This window comes from Mesorhizobium sp. WSM4976, from assembly GCF_029625685.1.
In the GTDB taxonomy this organism is placed as follows: domain Bacteria; phylum Pseudomonadota; class Alphaproteobacteria; order Rhizobiales; family Rhizobiaceae; genus Mesorhizobium.
The window spans coordinates 128,720-144,409 of record NZ_JARTVT010000001.1; the positions used below are offsets into that span (position 1 = coordinate 128,720).

At 64.3% G+C, this 15,690-nt stretch carries 12 protein-coding genes; 5 read left to right on the top strand and 7 right to left on the bottom strand.

The window, feature by feature from the left end; all coding sequences use genetic code 11:
- Nucleotides 1–15 precede the first annotated feature (15 nt).
- A complete protein-coding gene (locus P9272_RS00615; RefSeq protein WP_128256812.1) occupies nt 16–675 on the top strand; it encodes a response regulator transcription factor in 660 nt (219 codons plus the stop codon).
- A 13-nt stretch (nt 676–688) separates the two neighbouring features.
- On the opposite strand, the gene P9272_RS00620 is transcribed toward P9272_RS00615, so the two are convergent.
- Nucleotides 689–4,174 (bottom strand): PAS domain-containing hybrid sensor histidine kinase/response regulator, encoded by a 3,486-nt coding sequence (locus P9272_RS00620; protein WP_278158043.1) that lies wholly within the window; start codon nt 4,172–4,174, stop codon nt 689–691.
- Between the two features lie 340 nt (nt 4,175–4,514).
- Between P9272_RS00620 and mscL the strand changes: the two genes are divergently transcribed.
- Nucleotides 4,515–4,934, top strand: a complete 420-nt coding sequence (mscL, locus tag P9272_RS00625) for a large conductance mechanosensitive channel protein MscL (RefSeq protein WP_278158045.1) — start codon at nt 4,515–4,517, stop codon at nt 4,932–4,934.
- A 102-nt stretch (nt 4,935–5,036) separates the two neighbouring features.
- Nucleotides 5,037–6,203 (top strand): pyridoxal phosphate-dependent aminotransferase, encoded by a 1,167-nt coding sequence (locus P9272_RS00630; RefSeq protein ID WP_278158047.1) that lies wholly within the window; start codon nt 5,037–5,039, stop codon nt 6,201–6,203.
- 256 nt (nt 6,204–6,459) lie between these two features.
- Here P9272_RS00630 and hemA read toward each other — a convergent pair whose 3' ends face one another.
- A complete protein-coding gene (gene hemA / locus P9272_RS00635) occupies nt 6,460–7,737 on the bottom strand; it encodes a 5-aminolevulinate synthase (RefSeq protein ID WP_278158049.1) in 1,278 nt (425 codons plus the stop codon).
- 280 nt (nt 7,738–8,017) lie between these two features.
- Between hemA and galE the strand changes: the two genes are divergently transcribed.
- Together galE and P9272_RS00645 are read left to right on the top strand one after the other, a co-directional pair.
- Nucleotides 8,018–9,013 carry a UDP-glucose 4-epimerase GalE gene (gene galE / locus P9272_RS00640; protein WP_278158051.1) on the top strand — a complete coding sequence of 332 codons (996 nt, stop codon included), beginning with the start codon at nt 8,018–8,020 and terminating at the stop codon, nt 9,011–9,013.
- A gap of 162 nt (nt 9,014–9,175) precedes the next feature.
- Entirely contained in the window at nt 9,176–10,432 is a 1,257-nt protein-coding gene (locus P9272_RS00645; RefSeq protein ID WP_278158053.1) for a D-amino acid dehydrogenase, read from the top strand.
- 32 nt (nt 10,433–10,464) lie between these two features.
- Here P9272_RS00645 and P9272_RS00650 read toward each other — a convergent pair whose 3' ends face one another.
- The 5 genes from P9272_RS00650 to P9272_RS00670 are packed head-to-tail and all read right to left on the bottom strand — an operon-like array spanning nt 10,465 to nt 15,665.
- Nucleotides 10,465–11,823 carry an FGGY-family carbohydrate kinase gene (locus P9272_RS00650; protein WP_278158055.1) on the bottom strand — a complete coding sequence of 453 codons (1,359 nt, stop codon included), beginning with the start codon at nt 11,821–11,823 and terminating at the stop codon, nt 10,465–10,467.
- Complete coding sequence (rhaM, locus tag P9272_RS00655) at nt 11,820–12,134, bottom strand: L-rhamnose mutarotase (protein ID WP_278158057.1); 315 nt, start codon at nt 12,132–12,134, stop codon at nt 11,820–11,822. The genes P9272_RS00650 and rhaM overlap by 4 nt, the downstream gene beginning before the upstream one ends.
- Complete coding sequence (locus tag P9272_RS00660; RefSeq protein WP_278158059.1) at nt 12,134–13,135, bottom strand: ABC transporter permease; 1,002 nt, start codon at nt 13,133–13,135, stop codon at nt 12,134–12,136. Before P9272_RS00660 ends, rhaM begins: the two co-directional genes overlap by 1 nt.
- On the bottom strand, nt 13,132–14,109 hold the full coding sequence (locus P9272_RS00665) for an ABC transporter permease (protein WP_128259635.1): 978 nt from the start codon (nt 14,107–14,109) through the stop codon (nt 13,132–13,134). Before P9272_RS00665 ends, P9272_RS00660 begins: the two co-directional genes overlap by 4 nt.
- A complete protein-coding gene (locus tag P9272_RS00670) occupies nt 14,106–15,665 on the bottom strand; it encodes a sugar ABC transporter ATP-binding protein (protein WP_278158063.1) in 1,560 nt (519 codons plus the stop codon). Before P9272_RS00670 ends, P9272_RS00665 begins: the two co-directional genes overlap by 4 nt.
- Nucleotides 15,666–15,690 lie beyond the last annotated feature (25 nt).

A 15,690-nucleotide genomic window follows, 5' to 3' on the forward strand; every position in this document is an offset into this window, starting at 1 on the left:
TCGGGGGAGGGATATTTGCCGCCGGGCCACACTTTCGTCATTGCCGACGACCACCCGCTTTTTCGCGGCGCCTTGAAGGAGGCGTTGGCCGGCATCGGCGACGTTACCGCCATTCACGAGGCCGGGGATTTCGAAAGCGCCAAGGCTCTGGTGCTGGCCAATGAGGATATCGACATGGTGCTGCTCGATCTGTCGATGCCGGGCGCCAGCGGCCTCTCCGGACTGATTGCGCTGCGCGGCATCCATCCGGCGGTGCCGCTGGTGGTCGTGTCGGCGCATGACGACCCCGTCACCATCCGCCGCGCCCTCGATCTCGGCGCTTCCGGCTTCATCTCCAAATCGGCCAGCATGGAAGAAATCCGTGCTGCGGTGCAGGCTGTGCTCGCCGGCGATATCGCGGCCCCCGCGGGCGTCGAGCTCGGCGTCGAGCGCGACCCGGAAATCTCCGACCTGATCAAACGCTTGCAGGCTCTGACGCCGCAGCAGACGCGCGTGCTCGGCATGCTGGCGGAAGGCCTGCTCAACAAGCAGATCGCCTATGAGCTCGGCGTCTCCGAAGCCACCATCAAGGCCCATGTCTCGGCCATCCTGCAGAAGCTCGGCGTCGACAGCCGCACGCAAGCGGTCATCCAGCTCTCCAAGATCGGCAATGACCCGCTGCAGCCGGTAAGTTAAGCTACATCTGCCTCTACTCCGCCGCCGGCGCCAGCGGCCTGACCCTTGCCATCATCGAGCGCAGCACGGCGGGCTTCACCGGCTTGTTGACGACCGGAATGTCGAGCTGGCTTGCGGCGGCGCGGACCTCGCTGGAGCGGTCGGCGGTGACCAGCACGCAAGGCAGGTCCTGGCCGTAGGCGGCGCGCAGCCTGGCGATCGCGTCGAGCCCGGTGCCGCCGTCGAGATGGTAGTCCGCGAGCACGACATCCGGCCTCGTTGCGTCAGGCCGCACGAGCTCTCCCGATCCCGAAGCCGTCTCGACATGGCAGCCCCAGCCTTCGAGCAGCAGCCGCATGCCGTCGAGGATGCGCGCGTCATTGTCGATGCAGAGCACGTTGAGCCCGGCAAGCGTCGATGCGGCGCGCGCCGGCGCCTTGCCGATCTCGCGCGGCAGCGGCGCGACAGCGGCGACCGGTAGGATAACGGAAAAGCGCGTGCCTTTGCCCGGGTTGGAGAAAATGCGTATTTCGAGCCGCAGCACCCGCGCGATGCGATCGACGATGGAGAGCCCGAGGCCAAGGCCTTCCGCTTCGCGCACGCCTTCGTCGAGGCGCGTGAATTCGTGAAAGACGGTGTTGAGCTTGTCGCCGGCGATGCCGATGCCGGTGTCGATCACCTGGATCTCGGCCAGTCCGCCGCGGCGCCGCACTCCCACAAGGATGCGGCCCTCGCGCGTGTATTTGATGGCGTTCGAGACCAGGTTCTGGATCAGCCGCCGCAAAAGGTTGCGGTCGGTCATGACGCCGAGCGAGGACGGCATGATCTTGAGGTCGAGCTTCTTTGCGGCGGCTAAGGGACGGAAATCATTGCCGATCTGGCCAAGCAGCCCGCCAAGGTTGAAGGCGGTGTCTTCGGGTTTCATGGCGCCGGCGTCGAGCCGCGAGATGTCGAGCACGGCACCGAGGATGGTCTCGACCGATTCCAGCGAGGACTCGATGTTGACCGCCGCCTTGCCGGCCGGCCCGTTGCCGGCCTTCTCGATCAGCGACGAGCAATAGAGCCGTGCGGCGTTCAGCGGTTGCAGGATGTCGTGGCCGGCGGCGGCCAGGAAGCGCGTCTTGCCGAGATTGGCCTCCTCGGCCAGCATCTGCGCCTGCGCCAGCTCCTCGTTGACCCGGGTGAGCTCGATGGTGCGGGTCTTGACCCGCTGTTCCAGCGATTCATTGGCCCGCTTGAGCGCCAGATCCTGCTCGACGCGGCCGGAGATGTCGGCATAGGTGGCGACGATGCCGCCGTCGGGCATCGGGTTGGAGCGCAGCTCCAGAATGCGTCCGCTGGTCTTCAGCTCCATCTGCCATGGCCCGGCGAAGCTGGTCAGCCGGTTGAGCATCGTCACGCGCTGGTCGGCCGGGATATCGCCTCGTTCGGCGAGATGGCGCAGGATCCGGTCGAGCGACACGCCGACCTGGCCCATTTCGTCCGGGAGGTCGAAAAGCAGGCGGTATTGCCGGTTCCAGCAGATCAGCCGGAAATCGCGGTCGAACACGGTGATGCCTTGCTCCATCTGGTCAAGTGCGATCTGGAGCAGGTCGCGATTGTGCTGCAGCGCCTCGGTTGCGTCGTCGAGCAGCTTGAAGGCATCCTTGGAATCGCGGTCGTTGCGGCGGAAGAGCAGCGACAGGATCAGCCGCGCCGAGGACGAGCCGACGGCGCTTGCCAGCAATTGCTCCGAGAAGCGGATGACATCCATGCTGGCCTGTTCGGTACCGTGCAGCGAGACTTTCGCGTCCCTCTCGAACGATTGGAAGGATCGCTCCGTGCGCTCGACGCCGAGATAGCGCGAGATCGTGTCCTTGAGATCATTGACCGTGACGGCGGTGCGGAAGCGCCTGAGGCTTGGCATCGGGCTCGCCTCGCGCGGCACGAAGATCGCCGCCTGGATGCGCTCCAGCGGCACCGACGCGCGCGACAGCGACCCCAGCACGAAGAACAGGGCGTTGACCGAGAGGCTCCACAGCACGCCGTGGTTCAGCGGCTCGCCGACCGTGCCGAACAGCGCCTGTGGCCTCAGCGCCTCGAAGCCGAACAGCCCATGGACGACGAGGTCGGAACCGGGGCCGGCGAGCGAAGGCAGAAGAAGCGTGTACCCCCAGACAACGATGCCCGCGACCATGCCAAGCGCGGCGCCCCGGCCATTGGCGCGGCGCCAGATCAGGCCGCCGATCAGTGCCGGCGCGAATTGCGCGATCGCCGCGAACGACATCAGCCCGATCGAGGACAGCCGCACGCTGTTGGTGCTCTCGCGGTAATAGAGGAACGCGATGAACAGCAGGATGAAGATGGACGCGCGGCGCACATTGAGGATCAGTGTCGACCAATCCTCGTTCTCCGAGGCGCTGGTCTTGATCACGCGGCGCACGAACAGCGGGATGATGAGATCGTTGGAGATCATGATCGACAGCGCGACGCTTTCGACGATCACCATCGCGGTCGCCGCCGACAGGCCACCGACGAAGGCGGCCATGGCGAGCACGTCATGGCCGCCAAGCAGCGGCAGCGATAGGACATAAAGGTCGCTGCTGGTCTTGGTGCCGACCAGCGACAGGCCGGCAAAGGCGATCGGCAGCACGAAGAGGTTGATCGCCACGAGATAGAGCGGGAACAGCCAGGTCGCCGTGCGCAGTTCGGCCTCGCTGCGGTTCTCGACGATGGTGACATAGAATTGCCGCGGCAGCATCAGAATGGCAAAGCCGCTCAAGGTCGTCAGCACCAGCCAGGTGGCCAGCGAGGTGTTGTAGCCCATCGCCTGGCGTACCTGGGCATTGACGGCGAGCTTGGCGAACATGTCGCCGGGGCCGCCGAAGATCAGGAACGTGACCATCAGGCCGATGGCGAGAAAGGCGGCAAGCTTCACCACCGTCTCGACCGCAACCGCCAGAACCAGCCCGTCCTGATGTTCCGTGGCGTCGGCGTGGCGGGTTCCGAACAGCACCGCGAACAGCGCCAGCAGCATCGCCACCACCAGCGAGATATCACTGACGAACGGATCGAAAGAGGGCGGCGAGCCGGTATAGTGCTCGATCATCAGGCTGACCGAGCCCGAGATCGCCTTGAGCTGCAGCGCGATATAAGGCACCGCGCCGATCGTGGCGATCAACGTCGCGATCGCCGCGACGGTGAAGCTCTTGCCGTAGCGGGCGCCGAGGAAGTCGGCGATCGAGGTGATCTTCTCGCTCTTCGCCAGCCGGACCAGGCGGTTGAGCAGCGGGAAGCCGAACACGAAGACCAGCACCGGGCCGGTATAGATACCGAGGAATTCGAGGCCGCGCTCGGAGGAAAGCCCGACGGAGCCGAAGAAGGTCCAGGAGGTGCAGTAGATGGCCAGGCTGAGCGCATAGATGAACGGCCGCGCCCTACCCAGGCCGTTGGCGGCGGCACGCCGGTCGCCGACGCTGGCAATGGCGAAAAGCAGCGTCACATAGGCGATCGCGATGATGACGACGAACCAGCCTTGCACGGCCCGTGCTTCCTCCCTGGCCGGTCTCCCACCCGGCCCGCCCAACCAATTCCGGGGAAAATACCAGGCAATTTGCGGTCCGGAATTGCGTCAGAACAAGTGCTCAAAGCAGTCGGGCATTTCGATGAAACGCTCGACCGACCTGACGCAAGCACAGCTCAGAGCGCGAGTCCATTGCGGCTTTCGGCGCATATGCGGCTGATGACGATGCGCGACACAAATCGGTGCCTTCGTTGCTTTTCCGGTTTTGCAACCGGGGGTTTTTGTTATTGTGGCTCGGGCCGGCGCCGAAGGACAATGGTGAGGCGGCAGCGCGGCTCGTCACGGCAAGGAGGGTCGAATGCTGAAAGAATTCCAGGAATTCATTTCCAAGGGCAATGTGATGGACCTGGCCGTCGGCGTCATCATCGGCGCTGCCTTCGGCAAGATCGTCGATTCCTTGGTCAACGACATCATCATGCCTTTCATCGGTGCGCTCGGAGGGGTCGACTTTTCCAATTACTTCATTGGCCTGTCGCACAACGTGACCGCCACAAATCTGGCCGACGCGCGTAAGCAAGGTGCAGTCTTTGCCTATGGCAACTTCATCACCGTGGCGCTGAACTTCCTGATCCTCGCATTCATCATTTTCCTGATGGTCAAGGCGGTGAACAATCTGCGCAAGCGGCTCGAACGTGAAAAGCCCGCCGCCCCCGCGGCCCCGCCGCCAGCCGACGTGCAGCTGCTGACCGAAATCCGCGACCTCCTCGCCAGGAGATAACGCCCGCACCAGCTTTCTGGACCAAAACCCCGGCTGCTCGCGGCCGGGGCTTTCTGTTATTCGATCTGCTATGAGCTCTGCCGGGACAGAAATGGATTTGCCATGGCGTTGATCGAGACCTTGCGCGCCGAAGCGCGTGCCGCCCCGGAAAGCGGCATCGTCGCTGTCATCAATCACGGGCGCCTGCGCGAAGGCCTGATCCCGCTCTGGGCCGGAGAGGGCGATCTGCCGACGCCTTCCTTCATCAGCGATGCAGCGGCCAAAGGCTTGGCCGATGGTGAGACTTTCTACACCTGGCAGAAGGGCATCCCCCCGCTCAGGCAGGCGCTCGCCCGCTACTACGCCAGGCATTTCGGCAAGACCTTCGCCGAGGAAGAGTTCATCGTCACGGGATCCGGCATGCATGCCATCCAGCTTGCCATCGACGCCATTGCCGGCGGCGGCGACGAGGTGATCTACCTCTCGCCCGCTTGGCCGAATTTCGCCGCGGCCGCCGGCGTTGCAGGTGCCGTGCCGGTGCCGGTCACGCTGGACCGGTCCGGCAATGGCTGGTCCTGCGATGTCGACAAGATCGCCTCCGCGATCACGCCGCGCACGAAGCTGTTGTTCATCAATACGCCCTCCAACCCGACCGGCTGGACCGCCGACAGAGAAACGCTCAAGGCGATCCTGGATCTTGCCCGCGCAAAGGGCCTATGGATCATCGCCGACGAGATCTATTCGCTGTTCCACTACGGCCATGGCCGCGCGCCATCCTTCCTCGACATCGCCACGGCCGAGGACCGCATCCTGTTCGTCAACAGTTTTTCCAAGAACTGGGCGATGACCGGCTGGCGCGTCGGCTGGATCAAGACCCATCCAGCCTTGCAGCAGGTGTTCGAAAACCTGATCCAGTACTCGACCTCGGGCGTCGCGCAATTCATGCAGCGCGGCGCTGTCGCCGCCCTCGACGAGGGCGACGGCTTTATCGCCGAACAGGTGGAGCGCGCGCGGGCTGCGCGCGATTTGGTCTGCGGCATCCTGGGCGAAACCGGCAAGGCACGGTTCACCGTGCCGCAGGGCGCTTTCTATTTGTTCTTCAGGGTAGACGGTCTCACCGATTCCCGAAAAGCCGCCTTCGATATCGTCGACAACGCCAATGTCGGCCTGGCGCCCGGCACCGCCTTCGGCCCCGGCGGCGAAGGCTTCCTCAGACTATGCTTCCACCGCCGCCTCGATCAGCTCGAGGAAGCGGCGCATCGCCTGGCGAAATGGATGAAGACGGTGTAGCCGAGCCGTCGACGAAGCCCGGATTGAAACTCGCTCCGGTGAGTCAGCGGTGTGACTTTCGAGAACCGGAGCGCAGCGGACATTCAGGCCCGTGAGCACGCGCATGACCCCGAAGATCGGATTCGATCTTTGGAAAGGATCATGCGCCAAATTGAAATTGCTACAGCGTGCTTTGCGCGTCCGAAATGGACGCGCGGCGCTGTAGAAGCGCAGAAAGTTGCAGCGGATGGCCGCCGGAGAGAGTTTAGAACGGGCTTCAGCCGCCTGACTTCGGCACCAAGAGGGGAATGATCCGATCGGTCTTGGCGACGGCGGGCTGGCCGGAGCCGGCATAGGGGATGCCCAGCGCATCCCAGGTCTCGACCAGCGCGTCCTGCAATTCGGCGATCAGCGGGTCGGAATGGAACGGCGTCGGCGTGATGCGCAGCCGCTCGGTGCCGCGCGGCACCGTCGGATAGTTGATCGGCTGGATATAGATGCCGTGCACGCCAAGCAGCCGGTCGCTCGCCATCTTGCAAAGCTCGGGGTCGCCGACCAGCACCGGCACGATATGGGTGGCCGATTCCATCACCGGCAGGCCCGCTGCGGCAAGCACCTGCTTGGTTCTGGCCGCCTGGCGCTGCTGCGCGTCGCGCTCGGCCTGCGAGCGCTTCAGGTGACGGATCGAGGCGGTGGCGGCCGCCGCGATCGCCGGCGGCAGCGCGGTGGTGAAGATGAAGCCCGGCGCATAGGAGCGCACCGCGTCGATCACAGCGCTGGTGCCGGTGATGTAGCCGCCGAGCGTGCCGAACGCCTTGGCGAGCGTCCCCTCGATGACGTCGATGCGGTCGGCCAGGCCCTCGCGCTCGGTGATGCCGCCGCCGCGCGGTCCGTACATGCCCACCGCATGCACCTCGTCGATATAGGTCATGGCGTTGTGGCGCTCGGCCAGCTCGACGATCTGCCTGATCGGCGCGATGTCGCCGTCCATCGAATAGACGCTCTCGAACACGATCAGCTTGGCGCGCTCACGGCCGGCAGCCTGAAGCAAGCTCTCCAGATGCGCGACGTCGTTATGGCGGAAGATCTTCTTTTCCGCGCCGGACCGGCGCACGCCCTCGATCATCGAGGCATGGTTGAGCTCGTCCGAGAGCACCAGGCAGTTTGGCAGCAGCCGGGCGATGGTCGAGATCGAGGCCTCGTTGGAGACGAAGCCGGAGGTGAAGACGAGCCCTGCCTCCTTGCCATGCAGGTCGGCGAGCTCCTGCTCCAGCTCGACCAGCGGGTTGGAGGTGCCCGAGATGTTGCGGGTGCCGCCCGCGCCCGAGCCCATCTTGCCGGCCGCGCTCTGGAAGGCGGCAATCACATCCTCGTTCTGGCCCATGCCGAGATAATCGTTGGAGCACCACACGGTGATTTCCTGGGCACGGCCGTTGGAACGCCAGATGGCGCGCGGGAACTTGCCCACCATGCGCTCGAGGTCGGCGAAGACGCGGTAGCGCCGCTCCGCGTGGAGCTGGTCGATCGCATCCTCGAAGAACCGCTGGTAATTCATGTCGACTTCCCGATTTTGCGCCGGATCATAGTGACTGCCCCATGCCGCGTCCACCGGACCCAACCGGTCAAAATGCCACGCCCTTGCCCTGTTCCTAACGATGCCGGATCGTGGCCTATTCCCCGGGGTGTGAACGAGCTTTGTTTCAGTAAGATGCCTCGGGCGGGAGGAACTGTTACGAACTTAACATTTAGGGGGAGGATAAAGGGCTTGCGGCGGGGTTTCCAGCACGGGGGCTGTTGAGACAGTTTCCGATAAATCTTGATCAGCGAGGTAGAAGATGACGGTTTTGGTGACGGGCGGTGCCGGCTATATCGGCAGCCATATGGTCTGGGAGTTGCTGGACGCCGGCGAGAGTGTCGTGGTGCTCGACCGGCTTTCCACCGGCTTCGAATGGGCAGTGGCCCCGGAAGCAAAGCTCGTCGTCGGCGACGTCGCCGACCGTAACCTGGTCGGCCGGATCATTCGCGAAAACAAGGTCGACGCCATCATCCACTTCGCCGGCTCGATCGTGGTGCCGGAATCGGTCGCCGATCCGCTCGGCTATTACGAGAACAACACCTGCAAGACCCGTACGCTTATCGAGACAGCCGTGCGCGAAGGCGTGCCGCATTTCATATTCTCTTCAACCGCCGCCGTCTATGGCGGCGCCGGGCTGGAGCCGGTGCGCGAGGATGCGCGGCTTGCACCGGAATCGCCCTATGGCCTCTCCAAGCTGATGAGCGAATGGATGCTGCGCGACGCGGCGCTGGCGCACGACATCCGCTATACAGCGCTGCGCTACTTCAACGTCGCCGGGGCCGATCCCAAGGGCCGCGCCGGACAGTCGACGCCTGGCGCCACGCATCTGATCAAGGTCGCCTGCGAGACCGCGCTCGGCAAGCGCCCCTTCATGCAAGTCTTCGGCACTGACTACCCGACGCCGGACGGCACCTGCATGCGCGACTACATCCATGTCAGCGATCTCGCCGCCGCGCACCGGCTGGCGCTGCAGCGGCTGCGCGCCGGCGGGACAAGCCTCGTCGCCAATTGCGGTTACAGCCACGGCTACTCGGTGCTGGAAGTGATCGACAGCGTTCGCCGCGCCTTCGGCCATGATTTCGATGTCCGCATGGGCGATCGCCGGCCCGGCGACGCCGCAGCCGTGGTCGCCAATTCCGAGCTCGCCCGCAAGGAACTCGGCTGGACACCGCAGCGCGACGATCTCGACCTGATCGTCAACGATGCGCTGGCCTGGGAGCGCGTCCTGACGACCAAGAACTCGGTTCGAAACTGAGCAATTCCAGGAAAAGTGTGTAGCGATTTTCCGTCCGGAATTGCGTCAAGACAACTAGTCCAGCTGTTGGGCCAAGGGCTCGTCCGACGCGCCGAGACGCGCTATGGGATCGCGGGGGGCGTTGTCCAAGCACGGCGCCTTGTTCGATCCTGAGGGGATGGCATGAAGGTCCTGGTTCTCGGCGCCGGCGTGGTTGGCACGGCGGCCGCCTATTATCTGGCTAAGGACGGTCACGAGGTGACGGTGATCGAGCGCCATGAGGCGGTGGCGCGCGGCACCAGCCAGTCGAATGCCGGCCTGGTGTCGCCGGGCGACGCCACCGCCTGGGCTTCCCCCGCCGCGCTGAAGACCTTCCTGCGCGCGCTCTGGAACCACGATCTCGGCATCAAGGTCAGGCTGCGCCTCGACCCGTATTTCTACGCCTGGAGCCTGCGCTTCCTGCGCGAATGCACGGTGAAGCGGCTGCGCGCCAACACCGACATCAAGCTGAGGCTCGCGCTTCATTCCCGCGACTGCATCAATCAACTGTCGGAGGAGACCGGCATCCACTACGACGAGCGCAAGAAGGGCATCCTCTATTTCTTCCGGTCGCAAAAGAGCCTCGACACTGGCACCGACAATTATCGCTATCTCGGCGAACACGGCCTGCCGATCGAGATTGTCGACCGCGAGCGCCTTGTCGAGCTGGAGCCTGGCCTTGCCGGCGTGAAGGAAAAGATTGCCGGCGGCATCTATTCGCCGATCGACCAGACCGGCGATTCCAAGCAGTTCTCCGACAATCTTGCCGCCTATGCCGCCGAGAAGCTCGGCGTGAAATTCCTATTCGGCACGACGGTCGAGGGCCTAGACATCGCGGGCGACCGGGTGCGCGCCATCATGACTTCGGCGGGCCCCATCACCGGAGATATCGTCGTTATCTCCATGGGACCCGAAAGCGGCCTGCTTGGCCGCCGCTACGGCATCGATCTGCCAGTCTATCCGGTGAAGGGCTACACCGCGACGATTCCGCTGGAGGACGAAAGCAAGGGGCCGACCATGGGCGGCGCCGACGAGGATCGGCTGATCGGCTACTCGAGGCTCGGCAATCGCCTGCGCATGTCATCGACCGCGGAGTTCACCGGCTTCGACCGCAGCTTCAAGCCGGGTGATTTCAGGACCATCCTGGAAACCGGCAAGGATCTTTTCCCGGGCGCCTTCGACGAGAAGAAAGCCGTGCTCTGGGCAGGTTTGCGGCCAATGATGCCGAGTTCGGTGCCGGTCTTCGGTCAGGCGAAATACCGCAACCTCTATCTCGACACCGGCCACGGCCATCTTGGCTGGACCATGGCCTGCGGCTCGGGGCAGCTGCTGGCCGACCTCGTCGCCGGCCGCAAGCCGCAGATCGATCCGCGGGGGTTGGTGTACGGAACAACAAGCTGAGGGCCTTCATTGCCGATTCAGACAGCGGTCGGTTACGTCTGAACAGCCAGCTGCCACGCCCTTGCATAGTCGCCCCAGGCCGGATCGGTCGGCGGTCCGGTGTGCTCACTCTTGCTCACAACGACCGCGCCATCGGCCGCCAGCAGCGCGGCGCCGATGCTGGTCCCGGTCGAGGTCTCCGACGCAACGACCGGTCGTCTCGTCGCTGCCGCCAGCATGCGGATGAAAAGCGGGTTGCGCGCGAAGGGTCCCTCGACCGTGGTCGGTCCGTCGCCGCCGATCAATTCCAGGCAGGTCGCGGTCATCAGCGCCAGATAGAATGAGATCGCGGCGAAGCGCTGGCCGGAGCTCAGGTCGTCGGCGTTGACCCACTGCGCGCCGCAATGCGGAAATGGTCCGGAGCCCTGCTGCGTCGAAGGCAGCAGCAAGACCTGGCGCGCCAGAACGGCGGCGACATCGGCCTCGCTCCATTCCTGCGGCTGGTCCTCGGTCAGCAGCGAAAATTCGCGTCCACCCATGAAACGTGCCGATGGCACCGGATCGCCGAGCGCGTTGACGTTGACCAGCGTGTCGCGCGCCGCGTCGAGCTCGACCTTCCGGCCGCCCACCGCCATCGACACCACCCATGTGCCGGTCGACACGACGGAGAAAGGCGGTGCGTCGGATAGCAGATGCGGCAGCAGCGAGGCGTTGGAATCGTGCAAGCCGCAGAACACTGGCGTCTGCGGGTCGAGCCCCGTCCGTTGCGCAATCGCCGGCAGGATCGGGCCAAGCCGGTCCTTGGCCGCCCGCACCGGCGCCATCAACCGGCGCCAGCCCATCCTGTCGACCAGCAAGGAATAGTCGGATGTCCAGGGGTTCCACAGATCGGTGTGGCAGCCGAGCGACGTCACCTCATTGGCGGCGACGCCGGTCAACCGCAGCGCCCAGTATTGCGGATACATCAGCATGGTGGCGACTCGGGCGAATTCCGCCGGGAAGCGTCTCTGCTGCCAGAAGAACTGCGCGCCGAGATTGAGGCCGATGGGCAGGCGCGGCGTGCCGGTCTCGGCAAAGGGAGGACGGACGGCATCGTACTCGACCGCAAGCTGGTCCGGACCGTCGAACTCATAATCGAGCACCGGCAGCGCCAGTTCGCCTGACCGGTCGACCAGCGCGCCGGTCGCGCCATGCGTGGTGATGGAGATAGCGCCGATCCGCCGTTTGCGGTTGAGATCGGCGAGGCTGTTCAGGATGAACGTCCACAGCGCCTCGACATCGTGATGCGGGTAGGGCGCCTGCCGCACCGGTGCATTCGCGGTACGGCGCAGCGCGATCTCGCTCGGCGTCGCGAGATCGACCAGCGCCACCTTGGCGTTGGTCTTGCCGATATCGATGACAGCGACAATCATGCCATATGGAACATTGTTTCCAGCGGCACCGCCACCGGCTCTTTGTCGGGCCTGGTCTCCATGAGGTCGGCCATATGCGCCCACCAGCGCTGCATCACCGGGTGCTTGGGCAGATCGGCCATACCGTGGTCGTCGCGGCGCCACAGCACGCCGAAGAGGATGCTGGTCTCCTCGTCGAGATGGATCGAGTAGTCGGAGATGCCGGCGTGCTTCAGAAGCGCAACCAACTCAGGCCAGATCTCGTCGTGGCGGCGCTTGTACTCGGTCTTCATTCCGCGCTTGAGCTTCATCTTGAAGGCATATTTTTCCATCAGGCGAAGCGCCCTTCGCGCAGCCGTCGCCACACGATCGGCAGCGCAATCACGATGATCAGCAAAAGGCCGATAAAGATCGACATGACGATGCCCGGCACGTTGAGCAACCCAAGCCCGAAAGTCACCAGCCCCATGATGAAGGCGGCGAGCACGACGCCGAGGATGCTGCCGGCGCCGCCGAGGATCGACACACCCCCAAGCACCACCATGGTGATGGCTTCCAGCTCATAGCCCTGCGCGATCGAGGGCCGCGTCGAGCCAAGCCGCGAGGTGATCAGCACCGAAGCGATGCCCGACATCAGCCCGGTGAGGCAGAACAGGATGAACTTGATGCGGTCGACACGCACGCCGGAGAACTGGCAGGCGACCGGATTGTTGCCGATGGCAAAGACGCGCCGGCCGAAGCTCGTGCGATGCAGCACGAACCAATAGATCATGGCCGCGACGAGGAAGAGCGTCAGCTCGAACGAGAAGACCCACCAGACATAACCCTGGCCGAAGAACGCGAAACTGTCCGGGTAGCCCTTGTAGGCCTGGTCGCCGAGAATAATGAAGGCGATGCCGCGGAACAGGCTCATCGTGCCGATGGTGACGACGATGGACGGCAGACCGAGCCGGGTGACGAGCAGCCCGTTGAAGGCGCCGCAGCCGAGCCCAACCACGATGCCGATCGCGACCAGCACCGGCGTGCCGGCGCCGGCCTGCACAGCCATGCCCATCATGGTCGAGGCGAGCGCTACAATGGCGGCGACCGAGAGGTCGATCTCGCCCGAAATGATCAGCAGCGCCATCGCAAGCGCGATCAGGCCCTTTTCGGTGAAGTTGAAAGTCAGGTCCGACAGCGACCACGGATCGAGGAAATAGGGCGAAGCAAAACTGTTCACCGCGAAGATGACGACCGCGATGGCGACCAGCAGCGCCTCCCAGGAGAAGATGGCCGATGAAAGCGGCTTGTCGAGCCGGTCGGGGATATGGCGCGGGGCAGGGGTGTCGGTCATGCCGCTTCCGCCTTTCTGAGGATGATGCGGCCCTGCCGGCGCTCGCCGCGCGCGTTGAGCACCACGGCCAGGATGATGGCGCTGCCCGAGATCGCCATCTGCCAGAAGGGCGAGATGTTGATGACCGGCAGCGCGTTGGAAATTATGCCGAGAAACAACGCACCCAAGACCGCGCCGCCGACCGACCCGATGCCGCCGGCGATCGAGATGCCGCCGATCACGCAGGCGGCGATGATGTTGAGCTCATAGCCGTTGGCGACCTCGACCGAGGCGATCACATAGCGCGAGATCCATAAGTATCCGGCGAGCCCGCCGATCATGCCGGAAATGCAGAAGACGATGAATTTGGTACGGCCGACATTGATGCCGGCATAGACCGAGGCGGTCGGATTGACGCCGATGGCGTAGATCGAGCGGCCGATTTGCGTTCGTGTCATCACCAGGAAGAACACCGCGATCACCAAAAGCGCGATCCAGGACAGCACCGGCAGGCCGAGGAAGGCGGCGCGCTGGAAATTGATGAAGTCGGGGCTCATCTGGTCGGCATTGACCCAGGCGCCGCCGGAGACGACGAAGGTGGCGCCGCGATAGATCGTGAGCGTGCCCAGCGTCACCACGATCGAGGGGATGTTCAGCCGCCACACCAGGAAGCCGTTGATGGCGCCGAGCACCAGCCCGACGGCTAGAGCGATGACGATCAACGCCGGGATGGGGATCGCCGGATGCGCGGCGTTGAGCATCGCCACCACCATGCCGGTGAAGCAGAGATTGGACGCCATCGACAGGTCGATCGAGCGCGTCAGGATGACCACCATCTGTCCCAGCGCCAGGATCATCAGGATCGATGTGTCGTTGAACACCTGACGCAGATTGGCAGGGTCGGCGAAGCCGGGGAAGCGGATGGAAATCAGGCCGATCAACACGACGATACCGGCAAGCAGCCAGATCTCGCGGTACTTGAGGAAGTTCTTCATGCCGCGATTCCCGCTGCTGTCCGAACCAGCGTCTCGGCGTCGAGGCCCTTGTTCTCGTAAGTCGCGGCGATGCGGCCTTCGCGCATGACCACGACCCGGTCCGACATGCCGAGTATCTCGGGCAGTTCCGACGACACCATGATCACCGAAAGGCCTCGCGCGACCAACTCGCCCATGAAGCCATGCACGGCGGCCTTGGAGCCGATGTCGATGCCCTTGGTCGGCTCGTCGAGGATGATGACCTTGGGTGCCGTCGCCAACCATTTGGCGATGACCACCTTCTGCTGGTTGCCGCCGGAAAGCGTGCCGACATCCTGGCTGAGCGATGAGGCGCGCAGGTCGAGCCGCTCGGTGTAGGAGCGGGCGAGCGCGAACTCTTCCGCCAGCCTCAACACGCCGGATTTCGATGTGCGCGCCAATGAGGGAAGGGACACGTTCTGGAAAATCGGCAAGCCGATGACCACGCCCTGCTTGCCGCGCTCTTCCGGCACATAGACGATCCCGGCCTCGATGGACTCGGCAGCCGATCTCGGCGCGATCGCTTTGCCGTCCAACGAGATGGTGCCGCGGCTCGTGCGGGTGATGCCGGCGATCGCCTGCATCACCTCGCTGCGTCCGGCGCCGACCAGCCCGTAGAAGCCGAGGATCTCGCCTTTGCGCAATTCGAAGCCGATTTCGTCGAACTCGGTCGGATGCGACAGGCCGGAGACGGACAGCACCGGCGCGCCGATCTTAGGCTCGCGCTGCGGGAAAATGTGGTCGACGTTGCGGCCCACCATCATACGCACGATCTCGTTCTGGGTCGCGTCCTTCAACAGGCCTTCGCCTACCATCTCGCCGTCGCGGAAGACGGTGTAGCGGTCGGCGATGCGGTAGATTTCGTCGAACTTGTGGCTGATGAAGAGCACCGCCTTGCCTTCGCTCTTCAGGAATTCGATCAGCAGGAAAAGCTCCTCGATCTCCTTCATCGAAAGGGCCGCAGTCGGCTCGTCCATGATGACGATGCGCGCGTCGATCGACATGGCGCGTGCGACGGCGACGAGATGCTTGTTGGCGATGCCGAGGTCCCTGAGCCTTGCGTCGGCGTCTATATGGCCGGCGCGCATCGTCTCCAGCACTTCGCGCGCGTTGTTGCGCATGGTGCGCCAGTCGATGGTGCCGAAGCGCGTGCGAGGCGCGTGCCCGAGGAAGATGTTTTCGGCAACCGAGAGATCGTCGAACAGCACGGTTTCCTGATGGATGGCGGTGATGCCGTGGCCGAAGGCGGCATGCGCGCTGGGCAGCGTCGTGGCCTGGCCGTCGATGCCGATCTCGCCTGAGTCGGGCTGGTAGATGCCGGTCATGATCTTGACCAGCGTCGATTTGCCGGCGCCGTTCTCGCCGATCAGCGCCGTGACTTGGCCCGGATAGAGCGACAGGCTGACTTTGTGCAGCGCGCGCACACCTGGGAAACTCTTGGAAATGCCTGAAAGTGTCAGGCGAGGAGAGGTGTTTTGAGCCGGACCTGAAGGCTCCGGCCGCTCTGCCTCCACTTTGTGCTGGGCTGTCGTGTCCATATCCGTATCAGGCCCTGAGAGGTCC

What these genes read in the sequence shown, in the direction of transcription:
- P9272_RS00630 (WP_278158047.1), top strand. Translation starts at nt 5,037, where the DNA reads ATGGCGTTGATCGAGACCTTGCGCGCCGAAGCGCGTGCCGCCCCGGAA.
- P9272_RS00660 (WP_278158059.1), bottom strand. Translation starts at nt 13,135, where the DNA reads ATGACCGACACCCCTGCCCCGCGCCATATCCCCGACCGGCTCGACAAG.
- P9272_RS00650 (WP_278158055.1), bottom strand. Translation starts at nt 11,823, where the DNA reads ATGATTGTCGCTGTCATCGATATCGGCAAGACCAACGCCAAGGTGGCG.
- P9272_RS00645 (WP_278158053.1), top strand. Translation starts at nt 9,176, where the DNA reads ATGAAGGTCCTGGTTCTCGGCGCCGGCGTGGTTGGCACGGCGGCCGCC.
- P9272_RS00665 (WP_128259635.1), bottom strand. Translation starts at nt 14,109, where the DNA reads ATGAAGAACTTCCTCAAGTACCGCGAGATCTGGCTGCTTGCCGGTATC.
- hemA (WP_278158049.1), bottom strand. Translation starts at nt 7,737, where the DNA reads ATGAATTACCAGCGGTTCTTCGAGGATGCGATCGACCAGCTCCACGCG.
- rhaM (WP_278158057.1), bottom strand. Translation starts at nt 12,134, where the DNA reads ATGGAAAAATATGCCTTCAAGATGAAGCTCAAGCGCGGAATGAAGACC.
- galE (WP_278158051.1), top strand. Translation starts at nt 8,018, where the DNA reads ATGACGGTTTTGGTGACGGGCGGTGCCGGCTATATCGGCAGCCATATG.
- mscL (WP_278158045.1), top strand. Translation starts at nt 4,515, where the DNA reads ATGCTGAAAGAATTCCAGGAATTCATTTCCAAGGGCAATGTGATGGAC.
- P9272_RS00670 (WP_278158063.1), bottom strand. Translation starts at nt 15,665, where the DNA reads ATGGACACGACAGCCCAGCACAAAGTGGAGGCAGAGCGGCCGGAGCCT.